The sequence below is a fragment of the Desulfitispora alkaliphila genome (genome assembly GCF_050433185.1).
In the GTDB taxonomy this organism is placed as follows: Bacteria; Bacillota; Desulfitisporia; order Desulfitisporales; family Desulfitisporaceae; genus Desulfitispora; species Desulfitispora alkaliphila.
On the sequence record NZ_JBNPXS010000023.1, the window covers coordinates 1 to 20,828 of the forward strand.

The 20,828-nt window shown below is 36.1% G+C and carries 22 protein-coding genes; 1 reads left to right on the forward strand and 21 read right to left on the reverse strand.

All coding sequences use genetic code 11. The features are described 5' to 3' along the window. Positions 1–78: 78 nt before the first annotated feature. From GGQ84_RS09330 to GGQ84_RS09350, 5 genes are all read right to left on the reverse strand, one after another. Positions 79–2,217: a hypothetical protein gene (locus GGQ84_RS09330; protein WP_429161984.1), complete on the reverse strand. Its 2,139-nt coding sequence runs from the start codon at positions 2,215–2,217 to the stop codon at positions 79–81. A 39-nt stretch (positions 2,218–2,256) separates the two neighbouring features. Then, the gene (locus GGQ84_RS09335) at positions 2,257–2,463 is read right to left on the reverse strand and encodes a hypothetical protein (RefSeq protein ID WP_429161986.1); all 207 of its coding nucleotides are present in this window, start codon (positions 2,461–2,463) and stop codon (positions 2,257–2,259) included. 572 nt (positions 2,464–3,035) lie between these two features. After that, positions 3,036–3,452, reverse strand: a complete 417-nt coding sequence (locus GGQ84_RS09340; protein WP_429161988.1) for a hypothetical protein — start codon at positions 3,450–3,452, stop codon at positions 3,036–3,038. 108 nt (positions 3,453–3,560) lie between these two features. Then, a complete protein-coding gene (locus tag GGQ84_RS09345; RefSeq protein WP_429161990.1) occupies positions 3,561–4,586 on the reverse strand; it encodes a hypothetical protein in 1,026 nt (341 codons plus the stop codon). A gap of 1 nt (position 4,587) precedes the next feature. Beyond that, complete coding sequence (locus tag GGQ84_RS09350; protein WP_429161992.1) at positions 4,588–4,782, reverse strand: hypothetical protein; 195 nt, start codon at positions 4,780–4,782, stop codon at positions 4,588–4,590. 220 nt (positions 4,783–5,002) lie between these two features. Between GGQ84_RS09350 and GGQ84_RS09355 the strand changes: the two genes are divergently transcribed. Beyond that, positions 5,003–5,221, forward strand: a complete 219-nt coding sequence (locus tag GGQ84_RS09355; RefSeq protein WP_429161994.1) for a helix-turn-helix domain-containing protein — start codon at positions 5,003–5,005, stop codon at positions 5,219–5,221. A gap of 380 nt (positions 5,222–5,601) precedes the next feature. Here the strand turns inward: GGQ84_RS09355 and GGQ84_RS09360 are convergent, their stop codons facing one another. The 16 genes from GGQ84_RS09360 to folD form a co-directional block, all read right to left on the reverse strand. Next, a complete protein-coding gene (locus GGQ84_RS09360) occupies positions 5,602–5,859 on the reverse strand; it encodes a hypothetical protein (protein WP_429161996.1) in 258 nt (85 codons plus the stop codon). Positions 5,860–5,871: 12 nt separating this feature from the next. Beyond that, complete coding sequence (locus GGQ84_RS09365; protein ID WP_429161997.1) at positions 5,872–6,846, reverse strand: tyrosine-type recombinase/integrase; 975 nt, start codon at positions 6,844–6,846, stop codon at positions 5,872–5,874. Positions 6,847–7,027: 181 nt separating this feature from the next. Beyond that, positions 7,028–7,810, reverse strand: coding sequence for a sporulation transcription factor Spo0A (spo0A, locus tag GGQ84_RS09370; protein ID WP_429161999.1), 783 nt, complete (start codon positions 7,808–7,810; stop codon positions 7,028–7,030). 104 nt (positions 7,811–7,914) lie between these two features. Next, positions 7,915–9,243 (reverse strand): SpoIVB peptidase, encoded by a 1,329-nt coding sequence (gene spoIVB / locus GGQ84_RS09375; protein ID WP_429162001.1) that lies wholly within the window; start codon positions 9,241–9,243, stop codon positions 7,915–7,917. A gap of 199 nt (positions 9,244–9,442) precedes the next feature. Then, the gene (gene recN, locus GGQ84_RS09380; RefSeq protein WP_429162003.1) at positions 9,443–11,116 is read right to left on the reverse strand and encodes a DNA repair protein RecN; all 1,674 of its coding nucleotides are present in this window, start codon (positions 11,114–11,116) and stop codon (positions 9,443–9,445) included. A gap of 11 nt (positions 11,117–11,127) precedes the next feature. Further along, positions 11,128–11,583, reverse strand: coding sequence for an arginine repressor (gene argR / locus GGQ84_RS09385; protein WP_429162005.1), 456 nt, complete (start codon positions 11,581–11,583; stop codon positions 11,128–11,130). Further along, positions 11,580–12,161, reverse strand: coding sequence for a tRNA 5-(aminomethyl)-2-thiouridylate-methyltransferase MnmM (gene mnmM, locus GGQ84_RS09390; RefSeq protein ID WP_429162007.1), 582 nt, complete (start codon positions 12,159–12,161; stop codon positions 11,580–11,582). Before mnmM ends, argR begins: the two co-directional genes overlap by 4 nt. Further along, complete coding sequence (locus GGQ84_RS09395; protein WP_429162008.1) at positions 12,158–13,033, reverse strand: NAD(+)/NADH kinase; 876 nt, start codon at positions 13,031–13,033, stop codon at positions 12,158–12,160. The genes mnmM and GGQ84_RS09395 overlap by 4 nt, the downstream gene beginning before the upstream one ends. Then, on the reverse strand, positions 13,030–13,572 hold the full coding sequence (locus GGQ84_RS09400) for a hypothetical protein (protein WP_429162010.1): 543 nt from the start codon (positions 13,570–13,572) through the stop codon (positions 13,030–13,032). Before GGQ84_RS09400 ends, GGQ84_RS09395 begins: the two co-directional genes overlap by 4 nt. Before the next feature lie 43 nt (positions 13,573–13,615). Further along, positions 13,616–14,416: a TlyA family RNA methyltransferase gene (locus GGQ84_RS09405; protein WP_429162012.1), complete on the reverse strand. Its 801-nt coding sequence runs from the start codon at positions 14,414–14,416 to the stop codon at positions 13,616–13,618. Positions 14,417–14,429: 13 nt separating this feature from the next. After that, a complete protein-coding gene (dxs, locus tag GGQ84_RS09410; protein WP_429162013.1) occupies positions 14,430–16,346 on the reverse strand; it encodes a 1-deoxy-D-xylulose-5-phosphate synthase in 1,917 nt (638 codons plus the stop codon). Then, positions 16,324–16,920 carry a hypothetical protein gene (locus GGQ84_RS09415; protein ID WP_429162015.1) on the reverse strand — a complete coding sequence of 199 codons (597 nt, stop codon included), beginning with the start codon at positions 16,918–16,920 and terminating at the stop codon, positions 16,324–16,326. Before GGQ84_RS09415 ends, dxs begins: the two co-directional genes overlap by 23 nt. Positions 16,921–17,617: 697 nt before the next feature. Continuing rightward, positions 17,618–18,505 (reverse strand): polyprenyl synthetase family protein, encoded by an 888-nt coding sequence (locus tag GGQ84_RS09420; RefSeq protein ID WP_429162017.1) that lies wholly within the window; start codon positions 18,503–18,505, stop codon positions 17,618–17,620. Continuing rightward, positions 18,492–18,758 carry an exodeoxyribonuclease VII small subunit gene (xseB, locus tag GGQ84_RS09425; protein WP_429162019.1) on the reverse strand — a complete coding sequence of 89 codons (267 nt, stop codon included), beginning with the start codon at positions 18,756–18,758 and terminating at the stop codon, positions 18,492–18,494. The genes GGQ84_RS09420 and xseB overlap by 14 nt, the downstream gene beginning before the upstream one ends. Next, positions 18,751–19,968, reverse strand: a complete 1,218-nt coding sequence (xseA, locus tag GGQ84_RS09430; protein ID WP_429162021.1) for an exodeoxyribonuclease VII large subunit — start codon at positions 19,966–19,968, stop codon at positions 18,751–18,753. The genes xseB and xseA overlap by 8 nt, the downstream gene beginning before the upstream one ends. Next, entirely contained in the window at positions 19,959–20,807 is an 849-nt protein-coding gene (gene folD / locus GGQ84_RS09435; RefSeq protein WP_429162023.1) for a bifunctional methylenetetrahydrofolate dehydrogenase/methenyltetrahydrofolate cyclohydrolase FolD, read from the reverse strand. Before folD ends, xseA begins: the two co-directional genes overlap by 10 nt. Positions 20,808–20,828: the final 21 nt, after the last annotated feature.

Below are 20,828 nucleotides of genomic sequence, written 5' to 3' on the forward strand. Positions count from 1 at the left end.
TTCTTAAAGCCGAAACTTTAAATTAATATTTTTTTGCATCAAAGTGGGGTACTTTTCAAGTATTATGTGGGGTAATTTTTACTTGACAAAAACATCGAATATTTTAAGGTTTTCAGATTGTTTGATATTATTAAGTATTTTATTGATATTCAAAATTCCCTTGTCTATAATTGTTTTCACTTTATCAATTTTAATTTTATACTTGAATTTTTTAAGGTATTTAGATTTTTTGATATTATCGAGTACCTTATTGATATTCAAAGTTTCTTTGTCAATGAACTTTTTCGCTTTGTCAATCTCAATCTGGCTTAAAGAGGATAACATTGATACTTTCGAATATATATCATCTAATACATCTGCATTGTTATTGCCTTTTTGATTGTAAATATCCCAGTAGTTGCTATTGTGTATCTGAGATTGATTGACTATATGACCAATCAAATTTTGACTAATCAAATGATCCACTTCAGCCATCTGCCCTGCATTGTAATATCTTCTTGTTTTTACTGCCTTTATGGCATTGACAGGTGTTGGGTAAACTTCGCACTCCTTTGCTTTTTGTAGTAGTAAAGGATTATTACTAATCAATGCAGTGTCACTATCATAATCAGCCCCTTGTAGACGTTCCAGAGCGTCATTATCAAATGCATTGATAATTACAGTGTTATCAGACAAGTTAAAGTATTTAAACTCATCATGATATTTATTTTGGGCTGTCATAACATTACCCGAGCAAATATGAGGATTTCGCATCAATACTAACTCTTCACCATCTTTGAACATTGGACAATAGACTTGTTTACCCTTGTGTAGTGACTGTTTTGGCTGTTTGCCAATTGCACCAAGTAACATCTCATAAGGATTACCTATCATCACTGCATAATCTGCATTAGGTATTTTGATTTTGCCTTGTCTGACTTTATCTATATAATCCTGAACTGTCTTGTTTTTGAAACTTTTAAACATCGGTGTTTTTGAAATTTCAGAGTTTATCGCAAGTATATTATAAATTAAATCTCTTGCAGGGCTTAAATCATTTATTCTTATATGATGCCTAAACACTGATAAATCATTTTTAAGTAAATTAATATATTCAACTTCTTCTTCCATTAGTTTTGCAATGTCTTCTCTTGAAAATGGCATTGAATTTATCATCTGATAACTCAATGATTGATATTGACCATATCTGCTTTCTTTTTCGCTCTTGCAGATGCCAAATGCATTTTCTGAGTGTTTAAGCCAGTGTTTGTAACATTCTTCTTTTGAGTTGAATTTATATGCAAATTTTAGGAATTTCAATGAGTTTGGTGTTGTTATCAATTTTATCTTATCTGCAGTCATTTCTTTTCCAAACATATCAGTAACTTTTTCAATTCCATTATCTGCAAAAAATTGTTTGATGTTGGTTGAGAAAGCAGCCGACTTGAAAAATTGGTTTCTCAATAGCATCATTGACTTATTTTGTTTATTACCCCGAAACAAACTCTCACAAGCCAAGGATTGACCATCCCAAATATCACTCTCCCCTGTAATCTCTTTTGTCTCAGTTTTAATCTTATTATCATTATCTAACTCTGTTACACTTGCAATTGACTTGTATTGAGTTTGACAATCGTCAATTAGGAGTATCTCATGTGGTCTAATACCTACTACTTTCTCAATACTGCTCAAAGTCAAACTCTCATAAGCCATAAGTGAAGTTATATCAACTTCTTCATCTTGAATAAAGTCAATTCCCAATCTTGACCAATTCATCATTTTTTTATGTAATTTCTTTTTGATGAATAGGGCTGATCCTTCTCTGGCTTTACTACTTGAACGCTTATAAAAAACATAATCAACATTATCAATAGTAAAGCCATTTTTATATAAATATTCTCTAGTTTGTTTTGTTGTATATATTTTTTTACCATTTTCATCTTTAATGCTTTTATCAAAAGTAATATTGATTAATGCATCAGTGTGTTGGTTTGCATCCATATAACTCTCAGGTATTCTGATTTCTCGGTTGTTTATTTTTTCTATTTTAAGTAAATCCATATTATCAGCCAGACTGCACGAATATAACTTTGAAAATGCAATATCTGGAACTTTATATTCTTGATTTTCAATCAATGCCCTGACTATATAACTCGCTTCTAAGTTTTTGATATATGTAATTTTTTCTCTTTTTACTTTTTTATTTGTTGGTTTAGATTTGATTTTTTGAGTTGTCATACCATCCCATCCTTTGACTAATATAATTTGACTAAATAATTATCTTTTGCACTGACTTAAACTCTCTAAGTCAGACAGTAGTTGAGGTGTTTCTTCAAATATAAAAACTTTTAACCATTCTTTTTTTCGGTTAGTTTCCATTCCTATTAAGTTATGACCTTGATTCATCAACTCATACGCTATTCTTTTGGTAAATATCTTTTTTACCCTGAATTGGTCTGCTTGATTTATTTGTCTTGGTTGCACTTCTTAAACCTCCTTTGACTAGCTTTTTTGACTTTATAACCTACCCAATAATAAATCTCACAAAAAGTCTTGACATTTACAACTTCCTTATGATATTATTATATTGAGGGATTATGTTTACTTTTTAAAAAGGTATACATGTATATTATCGCATATTCGCGTGCGTTTGTCCACCTTCATATTCAGCCATATATGGCTGTTATCTTCGATTAGCTCATGTTTTCTCTTTAATACTACCCAATTTGCCTTATTTCCTCTGTTTTACTCTTGTTTCCTCTGTTTTTCATTTTTGTACGGTTGTTTATGATTTTTCTCTCTTATACCACCCTACTGCAAACCATATCTGATTTTTAATCAACCCTTAACACCCCTCATTTACCCCACAATCAATCCAAATCACCCAACCCATACCATAACCCTCTAACTCACCAAACCCCTCTTAAAATCAATCCTACAGCCACAAAGAAAATAACCAACTATTCCCATCTTGTAAACCCTTTTATTGATTGGGTTTTTAGAGTGGTAATAATTGGTTGAAAGTGTTAGTTTTAGATTGTTTATGTCTGGTTAGGTTAGATTGTTTGGGCTATTGACCTAAGTGACCTACAAAAACATTCACCAATATTATCTGAATCAGTAAACCTCTTATAAACCTGCTCTGGACTGATACCCTTATCCTGCATATATTTCAATTCCCAATCCCAAACAAAATCTTGATATAATACCTCTAACGCCCCAATCGCATCACTATCAAACATATCTAAAAACTCACTCTCTGACAATGATAACCTTTTAATCTTGTACTGCTTGTACTCCTGCAATGCAAAAAATAATTTAACTCTACTGTACCTCGAATAAAAATCACTGACAAACTCATCATAATCACGTTGACTAACTATCAATGCCTTGACTGACTTAATCAGCCCTAATGCACACTCATTAATCTCTAACTCTCTAATAACTCTAACCTGCAATTGGTTTAAATCCATCTTCGCAATCTCCCCTTTTTAACCTTAATTTTTTTTGAATAGTTTTCCCACAGTGGGCAAACACTGTTATATCAACATTTAACCCATTAACCCACTAACTAACCAAAACTAACTCGCATATATATCTGCATACTTTGCATCTAATGCCAAATCACTATAATCACGCATAATCATTGACCTGACATAACCAACAAAATTACTGATTTTATGCCCCTCATTAACCTTGTGTGTGGCTCTATCAATCGCAAGTAGTACAACATCAATATTCCAATTCGCATCGCTTAAAAACGCTCTCAGAGTGTGGTTTTGCAAAGTGTCAACCAATTTTGGCTGTTTTAGTTTTAGTTTTTGCCTTAGTTGGCTGATTGCAGATGTATTGGCTTGTTGGTCTTGGTCTTGGTCATTATGACTATCACTTTGAGTGATGCCGAATGTTTCGCTATCCTTCTGAGGGAGAGCAGATGTTGGTAAATCAAAACCACAATCGCTATCACATACCAAGTCAACACCACTTAATTCGCTTGTTTTGTTTGTAGTAGTATTTGTATTAATCTTTGTAGTAATCTTTGTATTTGTATTACGTTCCACCGTACCATCATCATCACTCTCACTGTCAGACCCTGTTGCACTCTGTGTTTCGCTTTGATTGTTTTGAATGTCCTCATTGCCTAAAAAAGTATCATGTTCCTGCTCTGTAATGATAGACGTTGAGTATTTTAAAAGTACCTCAATATTCAGTGTGATGTAACACATATTCGGTATTTTCGCACCGTTCTGAAGTGTTAAAGTCCTAAATTCTAGTTCAATTAAACCCAAATCACGCAAATAATCACACGCCACCTTGACTTGTCGCTTGGTTAGGTTAAATCTATTGGCAATCTGTTCATAGTTTCTCTGTAACTTATCAGCCTTAAATTTTTTGGCATAAATAACTTGACCTGTTTGGTCTACTTTTGAAGATGGTCTGTGCCAATATACGATGTCAGATAATACTAGTATTGCATTGATGTGAGGTTTGCCACTGTCATAAGTTAAATTTGAGAACCACTTATCATCAATTACAGTTCCCGATATTGATAGTTGTGCAGTTTTTTGGATTGTAGTTGGTAAATCATTAAATGTACCCCAGTTCATTTTAATTCGCCCCCTCTTGTTCGTATTTTTTTAATAATTTATTGATTAGATATAATTGTACATTCGCATCTAATTGATCTGCTCTGATTATCGCCCTAGTAATGCCAACAATTTTGGCTTCGTCATAATCACCGTTTAACTTCAATTCTTCAATTTGCTTTGTCAACGCTCCCCATACATCGTGGTAGTCTCTCATTATAACTCACCTCTCCCCTCAAATAATGCTAGTGTAAACAAGATTGATATTATTGATGTTGTCAATGTTGTTAGAAATACAATGCCCCAGATGTTCATTTCAACCCCTCCTTTGAATGTACTATCTTGGGTTGTATTATACATTTATGAGAAGGGTATGTCAAGATGTATTATTGTGAACTTGGTTATTTTCGGGTATACTACCATTAGAGGTGATTATTATGAGTATTGAAATTAAATTAAAAAAACTACTAGAACAAAAAAATAAAAGCCAATACTGGCTTAGTAAACAAACAGGGATTAGTACAAATGCAATTGGAAAATTATTTAGAAATGAAACAACCTCTATTACATTTGAAAACTTAGAGAAGGTATATAATGCTTTGGGCTGTAAATCATTTGATGAGTTATTTGAGATAGTTGATAAGGAAGATAATTAGATAGGGGTAATTAGGAAGGTAAATGAATTAGGAAGGTAAATGAATTAGGAAGGTAAATAGGAAGGGTATGGGGTATATATAACCTATTGAGTGCAAAATCGTACATATTTTGCCTGAAAGGTATATATAGTAAGGGTTTATAGCAATCTGAATACTATTATTACTATTATGCAGATAAATATAAGCATTTAAAAATTATTACTAGAGTGAGGTAGAATATATATAACCTATTGAGTATCAAATCGTACACATTTCATATTTTCAGTCTTGTCACTGAGAAGGATAAGAGATTTAAAGTAGGATAATAAAATATAATTACAGATAATATCATACAAAAAAGCACTCTGTTAAAAACTAACAAAGTGCTTTTTTCTTTGATATTATAGGGTTTTTGACCTATACTTTTTTGCTTTATTAGGAATAAAATTTTTCTGATTTAAGTCTAACATTGCACTGATAATCCAAAACTCATCACTATCTTTTTGAACTTTGAATTGTTTGGCTATTAATTTATCCTTTTTATAAAATGGTGCAAACAGAAAATTATCTATGCTTTCAAAGTCCATATTGATATTTTCTGTAAATATCATTATTATATTCCCTTCATATTCCCACCAGTAACTTATAATATCACCCACCTATAATATTATTCAAAAATCAATACTACTTAATGGACTATGCTTCTGGTACTTTCGACCAACTTCATCATCTGTAAAATCTAAATATGCTTTCATTGTTGTACTAACATCACTATGCCCTAGAATTCGGCTCAATGTTGCAAAATCTCCACCTGCTAACAAATAATATTTTGCAAAGTTATTCCTTAATTGATGTGGATGCACGTCTACATTAACCTTTTTTCCTGTTTGTCTCAAAACCTTTTCATAGTTTTGTATTTGTAACTGTGTTCCTCGATTAGTTGGAAATAATAATTGACTATCAGATTGCCTGTCTTTATGTTTAAGCCACGATTTTAATTGTCGCCCCATCTTGTGTGAGAAATAAACATACCTTTGTTTTTTGGATTTAGGATTAGTAATCAGAATACTGTGACTTGAAAAATCAATATGCTCTGGCTTTAAAATTAAACATTCTCCAACTCTCATTCCAGTATCAAACAGTAGTATAGTTATTATTTTATTCCTGTATTCATGCGACTTTGATTCATCAAATGCATTGAATAACTTTTTCAATTCATCTTTGGTCAGTGTCTTTTTTTGTTTTCGCTCTGCTTTTATTTGTTCAATTTTTTCACAAGGATTTTTTGTTATTTCACCTTCTACATCTTTTAAATAATTGAAAAATACTTTAATGTTTCTGAGGTAGTTTGCAATAGTTGCATCTGATATTTTTTTATTATAATCCGTTCGATTGTGAGGGTTATTAATTTTCTGTGTATTTTGATTGACAACTACAGTATATTTACCACGTTCTTGAAGATGTTTAATGTAATGTCTAATATGTCCAGACTGAATTTTTTTTACCTCTATTATTTCAAATTCATCCTGTAAAAATTGTGCAAATAATTTTAATGCCTGTTCGTATGATGCAATAGTTTTTTTACTTAAATTTTTAGATGTGCAGTAAATGATGAAATTTTCAATTTGAAATTCTAAATCTGTCACTGTTAAAAACCTCCGTTTATTGGAATTTATTAGGTCGTAAAACTGGAAAATATAAACCCAATAAACGAAAAAATTAGTTGGTGTCTTAAAAAAAATTAGTTGGTTTATAACGTCATTTTTTCATATGTATTTTTCATAATCAGTAGGCTTTTAAAATTTAAAAACCCTTTATCCATGGGATTTAACTGACCTTAGAACCTAGCCTTAACTTATCCGCTACCATGGCTATGAATTCTGAGTTTGTAGGCTTCCCTCTTTCGATATTAATTGTGTAGCCGAAAAATTTATTCATCATTTCTACATTACCTCTATCCCATGACAACTCAATGGCATGTCGGATAGCTCTTTCCACTCTGCTTGGAGTAGTTTCGTATTTTTGTGCAATAAGTGGATATAGCTCTTTAGTAATGGCACCAAGTAAGCTCACATCTTTGATTACAAATAATATGGCATCGCGCAAATACTGATACCCCTTAATGTGTGCAGGAACCCCCATTTGGTGAATTACATTAGTCACCTCTAGATTTAAGTCCCTCTGCTTAGTAGGAGTCTCTTGTCTAGATGTCTCTTGTGGTGCACTAGAAGTTGGTGACTTATCAGTTAATTGCATTATTCTAGTTCCCAGTACTTCTAAATCAAAAGGCTTTAGTATGTAGTATGCTGCTCCCAGTTCAATAGCCTTTTTAGTCATAGCTTCTTGCCCCAGTGTAGTTAAAATAATAACTTCTGGCCTGTTTTGCATAATACTTACCTTTTCTAGAACACCAATTCCATCTAAATAAGGCATAATAATATCTAATACAACTACATCTGGTTGTTCCGTTTCAATTAGTTTTAATGCGTCTAAGCCAGTATTGCCAATTCCCACTACTTCAAACTCCTCTTGGCTTTGCAAGTAAGTTTCAAGAATATTACAAAACTCCTTATTGTCATCCACAATTAATACTTTTACACTTTCCTTCATAAACTTCCAACCCCTCCCGACTTTTTTCACATAAATTACCTTTTCGACATTTTAAATTTTTTTCCTGCACCTCTTCAATATAAGTGCAAATTTCCTAGTATTCCTCAAGGTTCATTTATTTGCGACAAAAAAATACCCCCGATATTTTCATCAGGGATATTGCTACTTTTTTGGTATTTATCAAGTATTTCAGTTTCCTTTACCATCCATTCAGCAAAAATGCCATAGCCTTTTGCTGGATCATTGACAAATACATGAGTTATGGCACCAACTAGTTTGCCATTTTGGATTATTGGACTACCGCTCATTCCTTGAACTATACCACCAGTAGCTTCAAGCAGTTTAGGATCAGTAATCCTAATTATCATGCCTTTATTGGTGGGACTTGAATTATTAATAATTTTACTGATTTCAATATCGAATTTTTCCACTTCGGTGCCATTGATAACAGTTAAGATTTGCGCCTGTCCTGGCTCTGCTTGCTGTGCCAAAGCTAAGGGAATAGGTTCTTTGTAAAAAGAATTAGGCGCTGTTGGTTGATCAAGCTTTCCGAAAATACCAAGATCACAATTTTTAGTTATATTGCCTTGAAGGTTCATTTCATCAATAAAAACTCCAATTTTTTCTCCTGGACTTCCACGGCGCCCCATTTGAATTCCTCTAATGGCAGCAGAAGTTATTCTACCTTTTATCACATCTAAGCCTTCATCAAGATTATTTTCGCTAATTTTGTGCCCTAAAGCACCATAGTATCCCCATTCAGCATCATAAAATGTCATTGTACCAACACCAGCTGTCTTATCTTTAACATATAAACCTGCTCTGTATCTCCCTGTTTTTTCACAATACACTGGTTTTAAAATCACATTTTTCGACTTATTGTTTCGATTTAATTTTACCTCAACTTCCTGTCCTTTTCGACCTGCTTTGTCGATAACATGAGCTATTTCGTTATCTGTATTAACTGAAATCCCATTAACTGAAGTGATTATATCCCCTTCTTTGATGCCAGCATCTCTGGCAGGATAGTAGCTTTTTCCTTGATAATTAATAGGTGAAAACCCAATTGCTGTAACACCCTTAGATTCTAATACTATCCCTATTGATTCTCCACTGGGATAAACGTGAAGCTCTGGCATTACATTGACGGTAACTCTACGCAGGGGAATAATATCAAAAAGCTTCATCTCCATATTAACTTTTCCTGGTTCTTCAGTAATTGTTTTTAAATTTTTCCCTTCAGGGGATATACTCAGATTCAAGTATTTACCAAGTCCATCAGGCACATTAAAGTCAAACTCCAGGTTGTCTCCAACCATGACCTTGTGTTCTGAGGGAGTTAAAAAAGAAATTTGCATTATAGGAGAAAAATACATAAAAAATAGGGTCAAGGATAAAATAATGGCAACTATATTTATCCTTTTTAAGTTCACATTAAATCACTCCTAAAAAGTTAATTTAAAATCATCAACGTAAAGTTAAATTAACCTCAAGAGCAATCTTTTATCCTTTGTTAAGGCCTCTGTAAGCTAGGTTTCTATTACCAAGATGAAAATCTGTGGCACAGTGGACTTCTTAGCAATATTGTAATTTTTGAGTTTAAAAAAAAAGCCTGGTAAAATACCAGAGCTTTTACTTTAATTCTAACATTTCTCTTGCATGTTCGAGGGTTGTCTTGGTAATCTCGTCACCGCTCAACATGCGAGCTATTTCCCTTACTCTCTCTTCCTGACTAAGCGGTACTACCTCTGAGAATGTCCTTCCATCCACTACCTTCTTTTCTATATAATGATGACTCTTTGCATAGCTGGCAATTTGAGGTGAATGGGTAACACATATTACTTGGCGTTTTTCTGCTATTTCCGAGAGCTTTTTGCCAATGGCTTGAATTGCCTTACCACCTACACCTGTATCAATTTCGTCAAAAATAAGTGTCTCCACTCCAGCAGATATGTTTAACGCTGCCTTTAAGGCCAACATCATTCTAGATAACTCACCACCAGAAGCAATTTTTGCAACTGGTCGCAATGGTTCTCCTGGATTAGGAGAAATTAAAAATTCTACTCGATCTAAACCCTTTGCACTTGGTTGTTCTTGTGTAGTCAAATTAATCTTAAATTGAGTGTTTTTCATTTCTAAAAACTTTAGGTGCTGGCTAACAAGGTTTTCTAAATGTTCTGCCGTCTGCTGGCGCTGTTGTGATAATTCCTGTGCCACCTTGCGGTACTCGTCCTCTACTTTTGCCAGAGCCTTATTCCATTCTTCAACTTTGTGTTCATAATTTTGAGCTTGCTCAATCCGCTCAATTGTTTCTTCTAAATAACTTAGTATTTCAGAAATATTATTGCCGTATTTTCGCTTTAAATTATTTATAGTAGTCAATCTGGTCTCTATCTCATCAATATCATGGGCATTGTATTGAAGTTGCTCTTGCTTTTCACGAAGTTCTGCACTCACATCATCAATCTTATAAATGCAATCTTCAATCGTACTGGCTATTGCACTATATGAAGAATCTATATTAGCCATTTCTTCCACGTCATTAAGCGTTCTACTGAGCTCATCTCTTACAGATAAACACCCTTCCGTTCTGCCTTCATAAAGTGTCTTGTATGCGCCGTCTGTGCCCGTAGATAACTTTTCCCAGTGAACAGCTATTTCCTTTTGTTTAAGTAGCTCATCCTCTTCCCCAGATCTAAGGTTTGCATTAGATATTTCCTCTACTTGGTGCTTCCACAAATCTAAATCCTGAAGAAGCTTTCGCTCTTCTGATTTGGCATTATCAATTTTTGACTTTAAGTCTTTCAGTTCTCTGTATGTTGCCTTTGTTTTTTGTAGTAAGTTCCCATTATTCACAAGATCATCTAATGCCTCTAAATAGCTCACTTCACTTAAGAGTGATTGATTGTCATGTTGACCGTATATATCTAAAAGTAGTGCCCCTACTTTTTTGTACATGGTCAATGTCACTTGTTGTCCGTTTATCCTACAATTATTTCTACCACTATGAGTTAGTTGTCTCTGCATTATTATGGTACCATCTTCTTCAGGAATTATCCCTATCTCATCTAATATATCAAGGGTCTTGTCCTGTTTTTCTACAAAGACAGCTGTAATTATAGCTTTGTTTTCACCGGTTCTAATAAAATCAGAACTGGCTCTGCCACCAATAGCCAGGGAAACTGCATCTATGAGAATAGATTTACCTGCCCCCGTTTCCCCGGTCATTACGTTGAGACCGCTTTCAAACTTAATATCCAGTTTATCTACTAGCGCAAAATTGTTTATCTGCAATGATAAAAGCATATTGCCACCCCTCAATCAAATAAGGCATCTAACTTTTCCAAAATTTCTTGCACTGCCTCTTTAGGCTTTATCACAAGCAAGATAGTGTCATCGCCTGCCACAGAACCAATAATTTCACTAATGTCTGAGTAATCCAAAGCTGATGCTACACTAGGAGCAGCTCCTGGATAGGTTTTAACCAAGATAATATTTTCACTGTAGTTTAAATCAATTACTGAATCCTTGAATAGGCGCTCTAGCCTTCTCTGGTCTGCGCTGCTTAGGCTTTTATCATTAGGAAGAGCATAGCAGTACTTGTCTCCGCCCTTGGGGACCTTTACTAGCCCCATTTCTTTTATATCTCTAGAAACAGTGGCTTGAGTTACAATTATCCCCCTATTGCATAACTCTTGGGTTAATTCGTCTTGAGTTTCCACTGCTTTTTCTTCAATAATATCTAAAATATTTCTTTGCCTTTTCTGTTTCAAGGGCTATCATTCCTCTCTTTAGATTCAATAATTAAGACAAAGGGTGACGTTTCTTTTCTATTTTGGTGGTTTATTTGGATTACATTGTATAATTTTTTATCTATGGTTGCTGTAAACTCTAGTAAACCTTTTGCCTCGTTAGCTCCCCCTGCATGTCCAGGGTATACTACAAAAAGTATCATCCCACCTGGCTTTAAGATTGTGAGTACACTATGCAAGGAATCTAGCGTTGTTTCTGCCTTTGTAATGATTTCTTTATCGGCTCCAGGCAAATACCCTAAGTTAAATATAACAAAATCCACTGGCTCTGTAATGTATTTAGATATTTCATGGTGAGAAGCATGTATCAGTTTTACTCGATTTAAGAGCCTGCAATTGCGCAAGTTCTGTTCTGTATTTTCAATGGCCACTTTCTGAATGTCAAAAGCATAAACCTTGCCTGCGTCTTCAACTAGCTCAGCTAACAATACTGTATCATGACCATTACCTGCAGTGCAGTCTACCACAGTTCCCCCCGGTTTTACAGCCTGCTTGGTAAAGAGATGTGCTATGTCAACTGCTCTATTTAATTGATTCACCGATATTTTTCACCCCTTAGCTTATCCCGTAGGATATTGAAAAAACTCCTGTCGTTAACCTTAATTAGCTTAATACTGTATGGAGCCTTTTGAACCATAATAGTGTCATTCTGTTCTAATTTAAAGCCGTGCTGCCCGTCCACTGTGAGCATAACTTCTCCCCACTGAGATTTCAATATAATTTTGACACAATGAGTTGACGCTAAAACCATTGGACGTGCATAAAAGGTATGAGGGCATATTGGCGTAACTACTATTGCCGGGACCTCAGGGAAAACCACTGGCCCTCCTGCAGAAAGAGAGTAGGCAGTAGACCCTGTGGGAGTTGCTATAATCAACCCATCTGCTGGGAAAGTATCTATGTATTGGTCGTCCACATAAGTTTCCAGCCTAATCATTCTAGAAAAAGCGCCTTTAGTCACCACTATATCATTTAAACCTACAAAGTAGCCTTCTTTCTTATTATCCCTATAAACAGTTGCTTCAAGCATCATTCGCTCTTCAACATGGTACTCTCCTCGGATCAACTTATCTAAGCTACTGATTAAGTCGGGAACTTCTATTTCTGTTAAAAAGCCCATATTGCCCACGTTTATTCCCAAGATTGGTAAATCAGATGAGGCTACTGCTCTGGCAACATTTAGTAGAGTACCGTCCCCTCCAATAACCATAATTAGGTCTATTGTTTCTTCCCAATTACTAGTCCAAAGATCTGAGGCTTTAATTGACTTTTCAGAAATTTTCATGGGGCTTTTATCTAATTCAATTTGATTATGTCTACACCATTCCTCTACTTTACTTGCAAGGGCTATTCCTGTTTTTTTTTGAGTATTGTAAGCTAGTCCAATTTTTCTTATTCCAAAATTGGTCATATTTTCACTCCTAATGCTCCAATAACAATCCCTACTAGTAGCGTAAGTATGATTGTTATTACGTATTTACAATGATCGGAAAATATTTTTTTATCGTCATTTATTTGGTCTTTAACTACATCTAGTTCTACATGATGCAATTTCTTTCTTTCCATGTCAAGTAAAATTATACCATGGGGTTTGAAAATAAGAAAGTATTCTAGCAGTTGTCTTCTAATATGACTTGCATTAAGATTTTCTGTTTGGTTTCCTGTTTTTACTTCTACTACATATCTTCTGCCACCCTTTGCAACTATAGCATCGGCTATTACATGGGTTTTGTGTTCAATACCGTCAATTCGAGTAACTATAGGGTTTCGCGCCTGGGTATGAAGAACTTGATAACCCTTTTCTTCTAATATTTCAATGGCCTCAGTTTCAGCTATTTTAGCTTTGCTAATCCTGCGCCTATACACAAATTTATTAAGCTTTTTTCTTGCTATAATGGTAAATACTATTCCCAAAATAATTCCTATTATAATTTTTTCAAGACTACCCACGTAACCACCCTCCTAAAAAAACACACCCATAGGGTGTGTTTTTTTACAGCTCTTTAAATGCTTCTGCTACAACTTTCTTAGCTATTACAGTTTGATCATACTCTTTAGTAATGCTATCCTCTTCCTTTAGCCAGCATAAATACTCCACATTCCCTTCAGGGCCTTTTATTGGTGAATGGGTAATCTGGATTAATTCAAAGCCTACTTCAGCGCTAAACTCCAGGATACGTATTATTACTTCTTCGTGGACAGAAGAATCTTTAACAACGCCCTTTTTCCCAACTTTATCTTTGCCCGCCTCGAATTGAGGCTTGATTAAGGCAAGAACTTGTCCATGAGAAGCTATTAGCTTCTTAACTACTGGCAATACTTTAGTCAGGGAAATAAACGCCACATCAATTGTGACTACATCAGGGCTCTCATCTAATTCTTCTACATACCTGATGTTTGTCCGTTCCATATTTACAACCCTGCTATCCTGCCTTAACTTCCAAGCAAGCTGTCCGTAGCCCACATCAACTGCATAAACTTTTTTCGCTCCGTTTTGCAATGCGCAGTCAGTAAAACCACCTGTAGAAGCTCCAACATCTAATACTATTTTATCTTCTACCTTAAATCCCATGTGGGCAATAGCCTTTTCTAATTTCAAGCCTCCTCTACTTACGTAGGGATGCTCACTTCCTTTGACGATTATATGTGCGTCAGAATCCACCTTTGTTCCAGGCTTATCGATAACTTTATTGTCAACGTAAATATTTCCTGCCATTATGGAGGTCTTTGCCCTTTCGCGACTTTCAAAGTGTCCCTTTTCTACAAGGAGTAAATCTATTCTCTCTTTTGTCACTTTACATAACTCCCTATTTTACTCTTTTAAAGTGCTTCTTATCTAAAATTTGCTGGACTATACTATTCTGATCTAAACCAACCTGTTCTCTAATTATATTCACATTTCCTTGCTGAACAAATTCATCGCCAATACCTATGTTCATGACTTTTACATTGCTATTTTCCTCATGAAGATACTGCAACACACTGCTTCCAAATCCACCAGTCTTTAGGTTGTCTTCTATTGTAACAACATATTCAGTCTTGTCAGCCCAATCTAGAATTAATTCTCTATCAAAGGGCTTTACAAATCTAGGATTAATGACAGTTGCTGTTATCCCCTGCTCTGACAGTTTTTTAGCTACTTCTACAGCTGTGTATGCTAAGTAACCTGCAGCTACAATGGTCAAATCTGTTCCCTCAAGTAATAACTCTCCCTTTCCATAAGGGAGTTCCTGCATTACTTCTGGGTTTTCTACTCCTTCACCATTACCTCTAGGATATCTTATTGCAACGGGACTGTCCATTTTCAAAGCTGTATGGAGCATGTGCTGAAGCTCCGCTTCATCTTTTGGCACCATTACAGTCATATTTGGAATATGACTTAAATATGAGAGGTCAAAAACACCATGATGGGTTTCTCCATCCTCCCCCACTAAGCCAGCCCGATCTAACGCAAATACAACGGGCAGATTCTGCATGCACACATCGTGAATAACTTGATCATAAGCCCTTTGTAAAAATGTAGAATAAACTGCCACCACAGGCTTATATCCATCCGCTGCCATCCCTGCTGCCATGGTTACCGCATGTTGCTCTGCAATACCCACATCAAAAAAACGCTTTGGATATTTTAGAGAAAACTCATTTAAGCCTGTCCCATCAGGCATAGCTGCAGTAATACTAATAATCTTACTATTTTGTTCAGCTAGTTTGAGAAGTCCATGGCTAAATGCTTGAGTATATGTAAGCGTATTTGTCTTTTTCTTTTTTATCTCCCCAGTAGAAACCTGGAAGGCTCCAACACCGTGAAATTTTTCTGGTCTTGCTTCCGCCGGTTTATAACCTTTGCCTTTAGTAGTTATAACATGAATTAATTTGGGTCCTTTAATTTTTTTAGAACGTTTTAAGACTGCTTGCAATTCATCAAAATCATGTCCATCTATTTGACCAAAATAAGTAAACCCGAGTTCTTCAAAAAGCATTCCCGGTACTACTAGATACTTTAAACTATCCTTAAGCCGCTCTACTACCTTGACAACTCTACTTCCGATTGCAGGTATTTTCTTCAGTAAGTACTCTATTTCATCCTTACCCTTGTCATACATAGGATCTGTACGCAGGCGACTAAGATAGGAGGACATGGCGCCTACATTTGAAGCAATTGACATTTCATTGTCGTTTAGTATCACAGTAATATTTGTATCTAAGTGCCCAGCATGATTTAAGGCTTCAAAAGCCATTCCACCTGTTAAAGCTCCATCACCTATTACTGCTACTACTTCTTCATCTGTGCCCCTAATATCTCTTGCCTTTGCCATTCCCAGTGCAGCAGAAATTGATGTGCTACTGTGCCCGGTATTAAAGTTATCATATTTGCTCTCTTCCCGCTTGGGAAAACCGCTTAATCCACCATATTGCCTCAAAGAGCCAAACTGGTCTCTGCGTCCCGTTATCAGCTTATGTACATAACTCTGGTGACCAACATCCCATATTAGTTTGTCCTTTGGCGAGTTGTAGGCGTAATGAATAGCTAAGGTAAGTTCTACCACTCCCAAGTTTGGCCCTAAATGGCCCCCTGTAGAAGAAACTGAGTTTACCAAGAATTCCCTTATCTCGCCTGCTAACTGGTCCACTTGTTCAAATGAAAGCTTTTTTAAATCATTAGGGCTATTAATTTTTTGTAGTAATTCGCTTTTCACAGAATCACCTTCTCCGTTTGCGCTCATTTACAGTCTTAATCAATGTAAGACCTGTATTCTTCTCTATCTTATATAATACCCTTCCAACATTAAAAATTATATCATTTGCTTTATTAATTGCAATAGTTTTACCTAAAGCTTTACCAGAAACAGTTAGCGCTGCAACTAATCCTGTCATACCTGTACTAAGCATCACTACGTTAAAAGAAGGGTTCTCCGCAACTAGCTTAAATATAATACTAGCTCCAATAGCGCCACTGACGGTTCCGCAAATATCGCCAATAAAGTCACTAGAAAAACTGGCCACTTTGTCTGCATTTCGTACCAAAGAAACAGCAGTATCTGCTCCCTCTACTTTTTTAGCTGCCTTAGCATGAAGCGGGGCTTCTATAGAAGCTGCGGCTGCCACACCAATAACATCTGCTACTATGCCCACTATAATAATTAAAAGCAATACTGCAAAGGATATGTATAAAGATGCTATTCTATCAAAAAAAAATTCTGAGCTCAACACAATTATTATGGCTATTATAAAAGTAAAAAAACCAATAAATATTGCATGTGGTAAGCTCTTAGAAATATAACTTGTCAATTTATTCACTCCACATTAATTTTCAAAAAAATTATGCTTTATACCACTTTAGTGGTAACTCATCAGGTAAATGTTGTGGCTTAGGTCCAGCAGGTTTTCCCATTAGCCTACTCTGATGTCGCCATCTGAGTGGTTTCCCTTTAAAGGCTAATCTGGTGCGTCACCGCTACCAGGGCTAGATTACCACTTAGTCCACACTTTAATCCCTGATGAGTCTAACATTGGTTAACAGTCTAGGAGTTTTCCTCAACAAAACAACTCTACCCCTAGCCTCTTTTGCAGCAATAGTTTTCAGTAGCTCTTTTAAGCTCTTTGGCCGAAGAGAATTAAAAGAGAATGCCTTTCATCCCACTATTACCACTCAAGGCAGGCTACACTGCACCCAGCACTTGCGTACCACATACAGGTTTGTATCCCAAGCCGTCGTTGGCTACGAGGTAGCTTCCCCACGCACTTGGGTCTCCACGGAGGCGGGGTCAACGCCTACATGCCATTGTAGATCGCCCCATCCTCCTTAACTCCCAGCACCAACCCCCAACTGGGCGTCGCGAGCCAGCACCAGGAACTTCATCGATGTGCCCGTGACGGATTTTTAGGCCCGTCTTCAGGGTAGAGAGTTTTGACTAGAATACTGCACCACTAAAGTGAATTATGCATATCTGTGTAAAAAGGAAAACGCTAAGGTATAACCTTAGCTGTAATTATATCAAACTTTTCTTTTTGTCAAATAATTAGCAATTTTTCTTAGTCTATCTGCCTCTGAACCAAATATATCAAGTGCATTAATTGCTTTCGAGACACTATTATACGCCATTTCTTTAGATTGGTCAATACCAAATAAAGATGGATATGTAGATTTTTGGTTCTTTTGGTCACTACCCACAGCTTTACCAATGACTTGGGCATCACCCTCAACATCTAGTATATCGTCTGTAATTTGGAAAGCAAGTCCCAGTTGTTCAGCATACTCAGTGAGAGCTGCTAGTTGTTTGTCAGATGCATTAGCTAATATGGCTCCAGCCCTAACTGAAGCTTTAAATAAGTCACCGGTTTTATGAGTGTGAATGTATTTTAAAGTATCGAAGCCGATACTTTTATTTTCAGATTGCATATCTACTACTTGACCTCCCACCATCCCTTGAGAGCCAGCAGCACTACTAATTTCACCTAATACTTTTATAATATTCTTTTCATTTATTCCTAAAGTGGCATTGAAGGCTATTAGTTCAAAAGCTTTTGTTAAAAGGGCATCCCCTGTTAATATAGCCGTTGCCTCACCATATACTTTATGGTTGGTAAGTTTACCTCTTCTATAATCATCGTCATCCATAGCGGGCAAGTCATCATGAACTAACGAATATGTGTGGATTAACTCCAAAGCACAAGCTGTGGGCATAACTTTTTCAGCATTGAAGCCAACAGCTTCACTGGAAGCTATTACCAAAATAGGGCGCAAGCGCTTTCCCCCAGCAAACACACTGTATCGCATAGATTGATGTATTAATTCTGGCACTTCACTTTCATCGGGCAGGTATTTATCTAATTTATCATTTATGAGATTTATCTTTTCTGCTATATAGCTATCTAAATTCATCTTCATCCACCTCAAATTCTTCCGGGTCAATTTTTTCTGCCTTTAGAGTACCAGCATTGTCCACTAGCATTTCTATTTCTTTTTCAGCTCGCTCTAGTTGTTCGTTACATACTTTTACTAGTTGGATTCCCTGCTGAAATTTATCTAAGCTTTCATTTAATTTTAATTCACCTGTTTCTAATTGCTTAACTATTTTTTCTAAGTTCGCTAAGGCCTCTTCAAACTCTAGAGTTTCAATCTTGTCTTTACTCATTATCCCCCTCCTGAATCTTATCTGCCACCACATCAATTCGCCCTTTATATAAGTTTAATTCCAATAATTGTTCACCTGTTACCTGATCAGAATCAGTTATGATTTCTTTGGTTTTTTTGTCTTGACAGATAGAGTAGCCCCTACTAAGTACTTTTAGTGGGCTCAATAGCTCTAATTTATTTGCACATAAACTGTAGTTAGAACGCACATCCTTCATAACCCTTGATATATTGTTTAAGAGATCCCGCTCTAAGTAGTCAACCTGTTGATAGTACTGGTTTAAACTGGCTTTAGGGTTAGTAAGTACGCTACTATTTCTCAAATAATATAGATGCTCTTTCTTTTGCTGTAGTTTATTTATTAATGCTTGCTTTAAGCGCTCTTTTTTCAAGTTAACTTTTTCAATCATTTCAGCTTTAACCGGCACTACCATTTCTGCCGCTGCCGAAGGAGTTGCTGCTCTTTTGTCGGCAACCAAGTCACTAATTGTATAATCAACCTCATGTCCTACTCCGCTGACAATGGGGATTTGTGAATTATAGATAGCTGTTGCCACTTCTTCTGCATTAAAAGCCCATAATTCCTCTAGCGATCCGCCTCCTCTAGCAACAATTATAACGTCCACTGAACCAAGTTTGTTTAAATTATTAATTGCTTTAGCAATCTGCTTGGGAGCATCATCGCCTTGAACCGCTGTGGGCGAAATAATTACTGGGTAGTTAGGATATCTTCGATTAATTACCTTTAATATATCTCTCAGTGCTGCTGAAGTTGGTGAAGTAACGATACCGATTTTGCTAGGCAAAATCGGTATCTCCTTCTTTATTGATAAATCAAAGTATCCTTTTTTATTTAACTGTTCTTTTAGCTTTTCGAGAGCTATATATAAGCTTCCTTGCCCTTCAGGCTGCATTTCTTCCACATAAAGCTGGTATTGACCACCTTTGATGTAAAGAGAAACACTTCCTCTGACAATAACGCTCATACCATTTTTAGGAATAAAGTTTAGATTCCAGTTCTTACCCTTAAACATCACTGCTTTTATGGAAGAGTATTCATCCTTTAATGTAAAATACATATGTCCCGATGAGTGATGCTTAAAATTGGAAATCTCACCTTTTACCCACATTTGCTGTAACCGGGGTTCGTTATCTAGCATTACTTTTACGTATTCGGATAGCTCTCTAATGGTTATGACATTTATTTGCACTTCTTAGCGGCCTCAACAGTATTCTTAAGTAGCATAGTAATTGTCATAGGCCCTACACCGCCTGGAACTGGTGTAATGTAACTAGCTACTTTAGCAGCACTTTCATAGTGAACATCTCCAACTAACCTACCATCATCTAGTCTGTTTATTCCCACATCGATAACAACTGCTCCCTCTTTAAGCATCTCCCCTGTAACCATTTCTGGTCTACCTACTGCGGCAATAACCACATCAGCTTCTTTCACCTCTGCTGCCAAGTCCTTAGTTCGAGAATGACAAATTGTTACTGTAGCGTGGGCTTGCAGTAGTAACATGGCCATAGGCTTACCTACTATGTTACTTCTACCTACCACAACCGCTTTCTTGCCCTTTAAGTCAATTCCTGATTTCTCCAACAGAACCATACATCCATGAGGCGTACATGGCAAGAAGCAGTCATCTCCAATCACCATGTTCCCTACACTAGATGGGTGAAATCCGTCTACGTCTTTTTCCAAAGCAATTGCATCAATTACTGCTTTGTCATCGATGTGATCTGGTACTGGCAATTGTACTAAAATCCCGTTGATTTTGTCATCGTTGTTCAATTTGTCAATCAGTTGAAGTAGTTCTTCTTGAGATGTTGTAGCAGCTAGTCTGTGTACTTCCGAGTAAACACCAATTTCTTCACAGCTCTTTGCTTTCTTTGATACATACACCTTCGATGCAGCGTCTTCGCCTACTAACACCACTGCAAGACCTGGCTGAACCCCCTGATCCTTAAGCTGCTGAACTTCCTTCTTTAACTCTTCCCTTATTTCACTAGAAACTTGCTTTCCGTCAAGAACTGTAGCCGTCATAACCATCCCCCTTAATCTTAA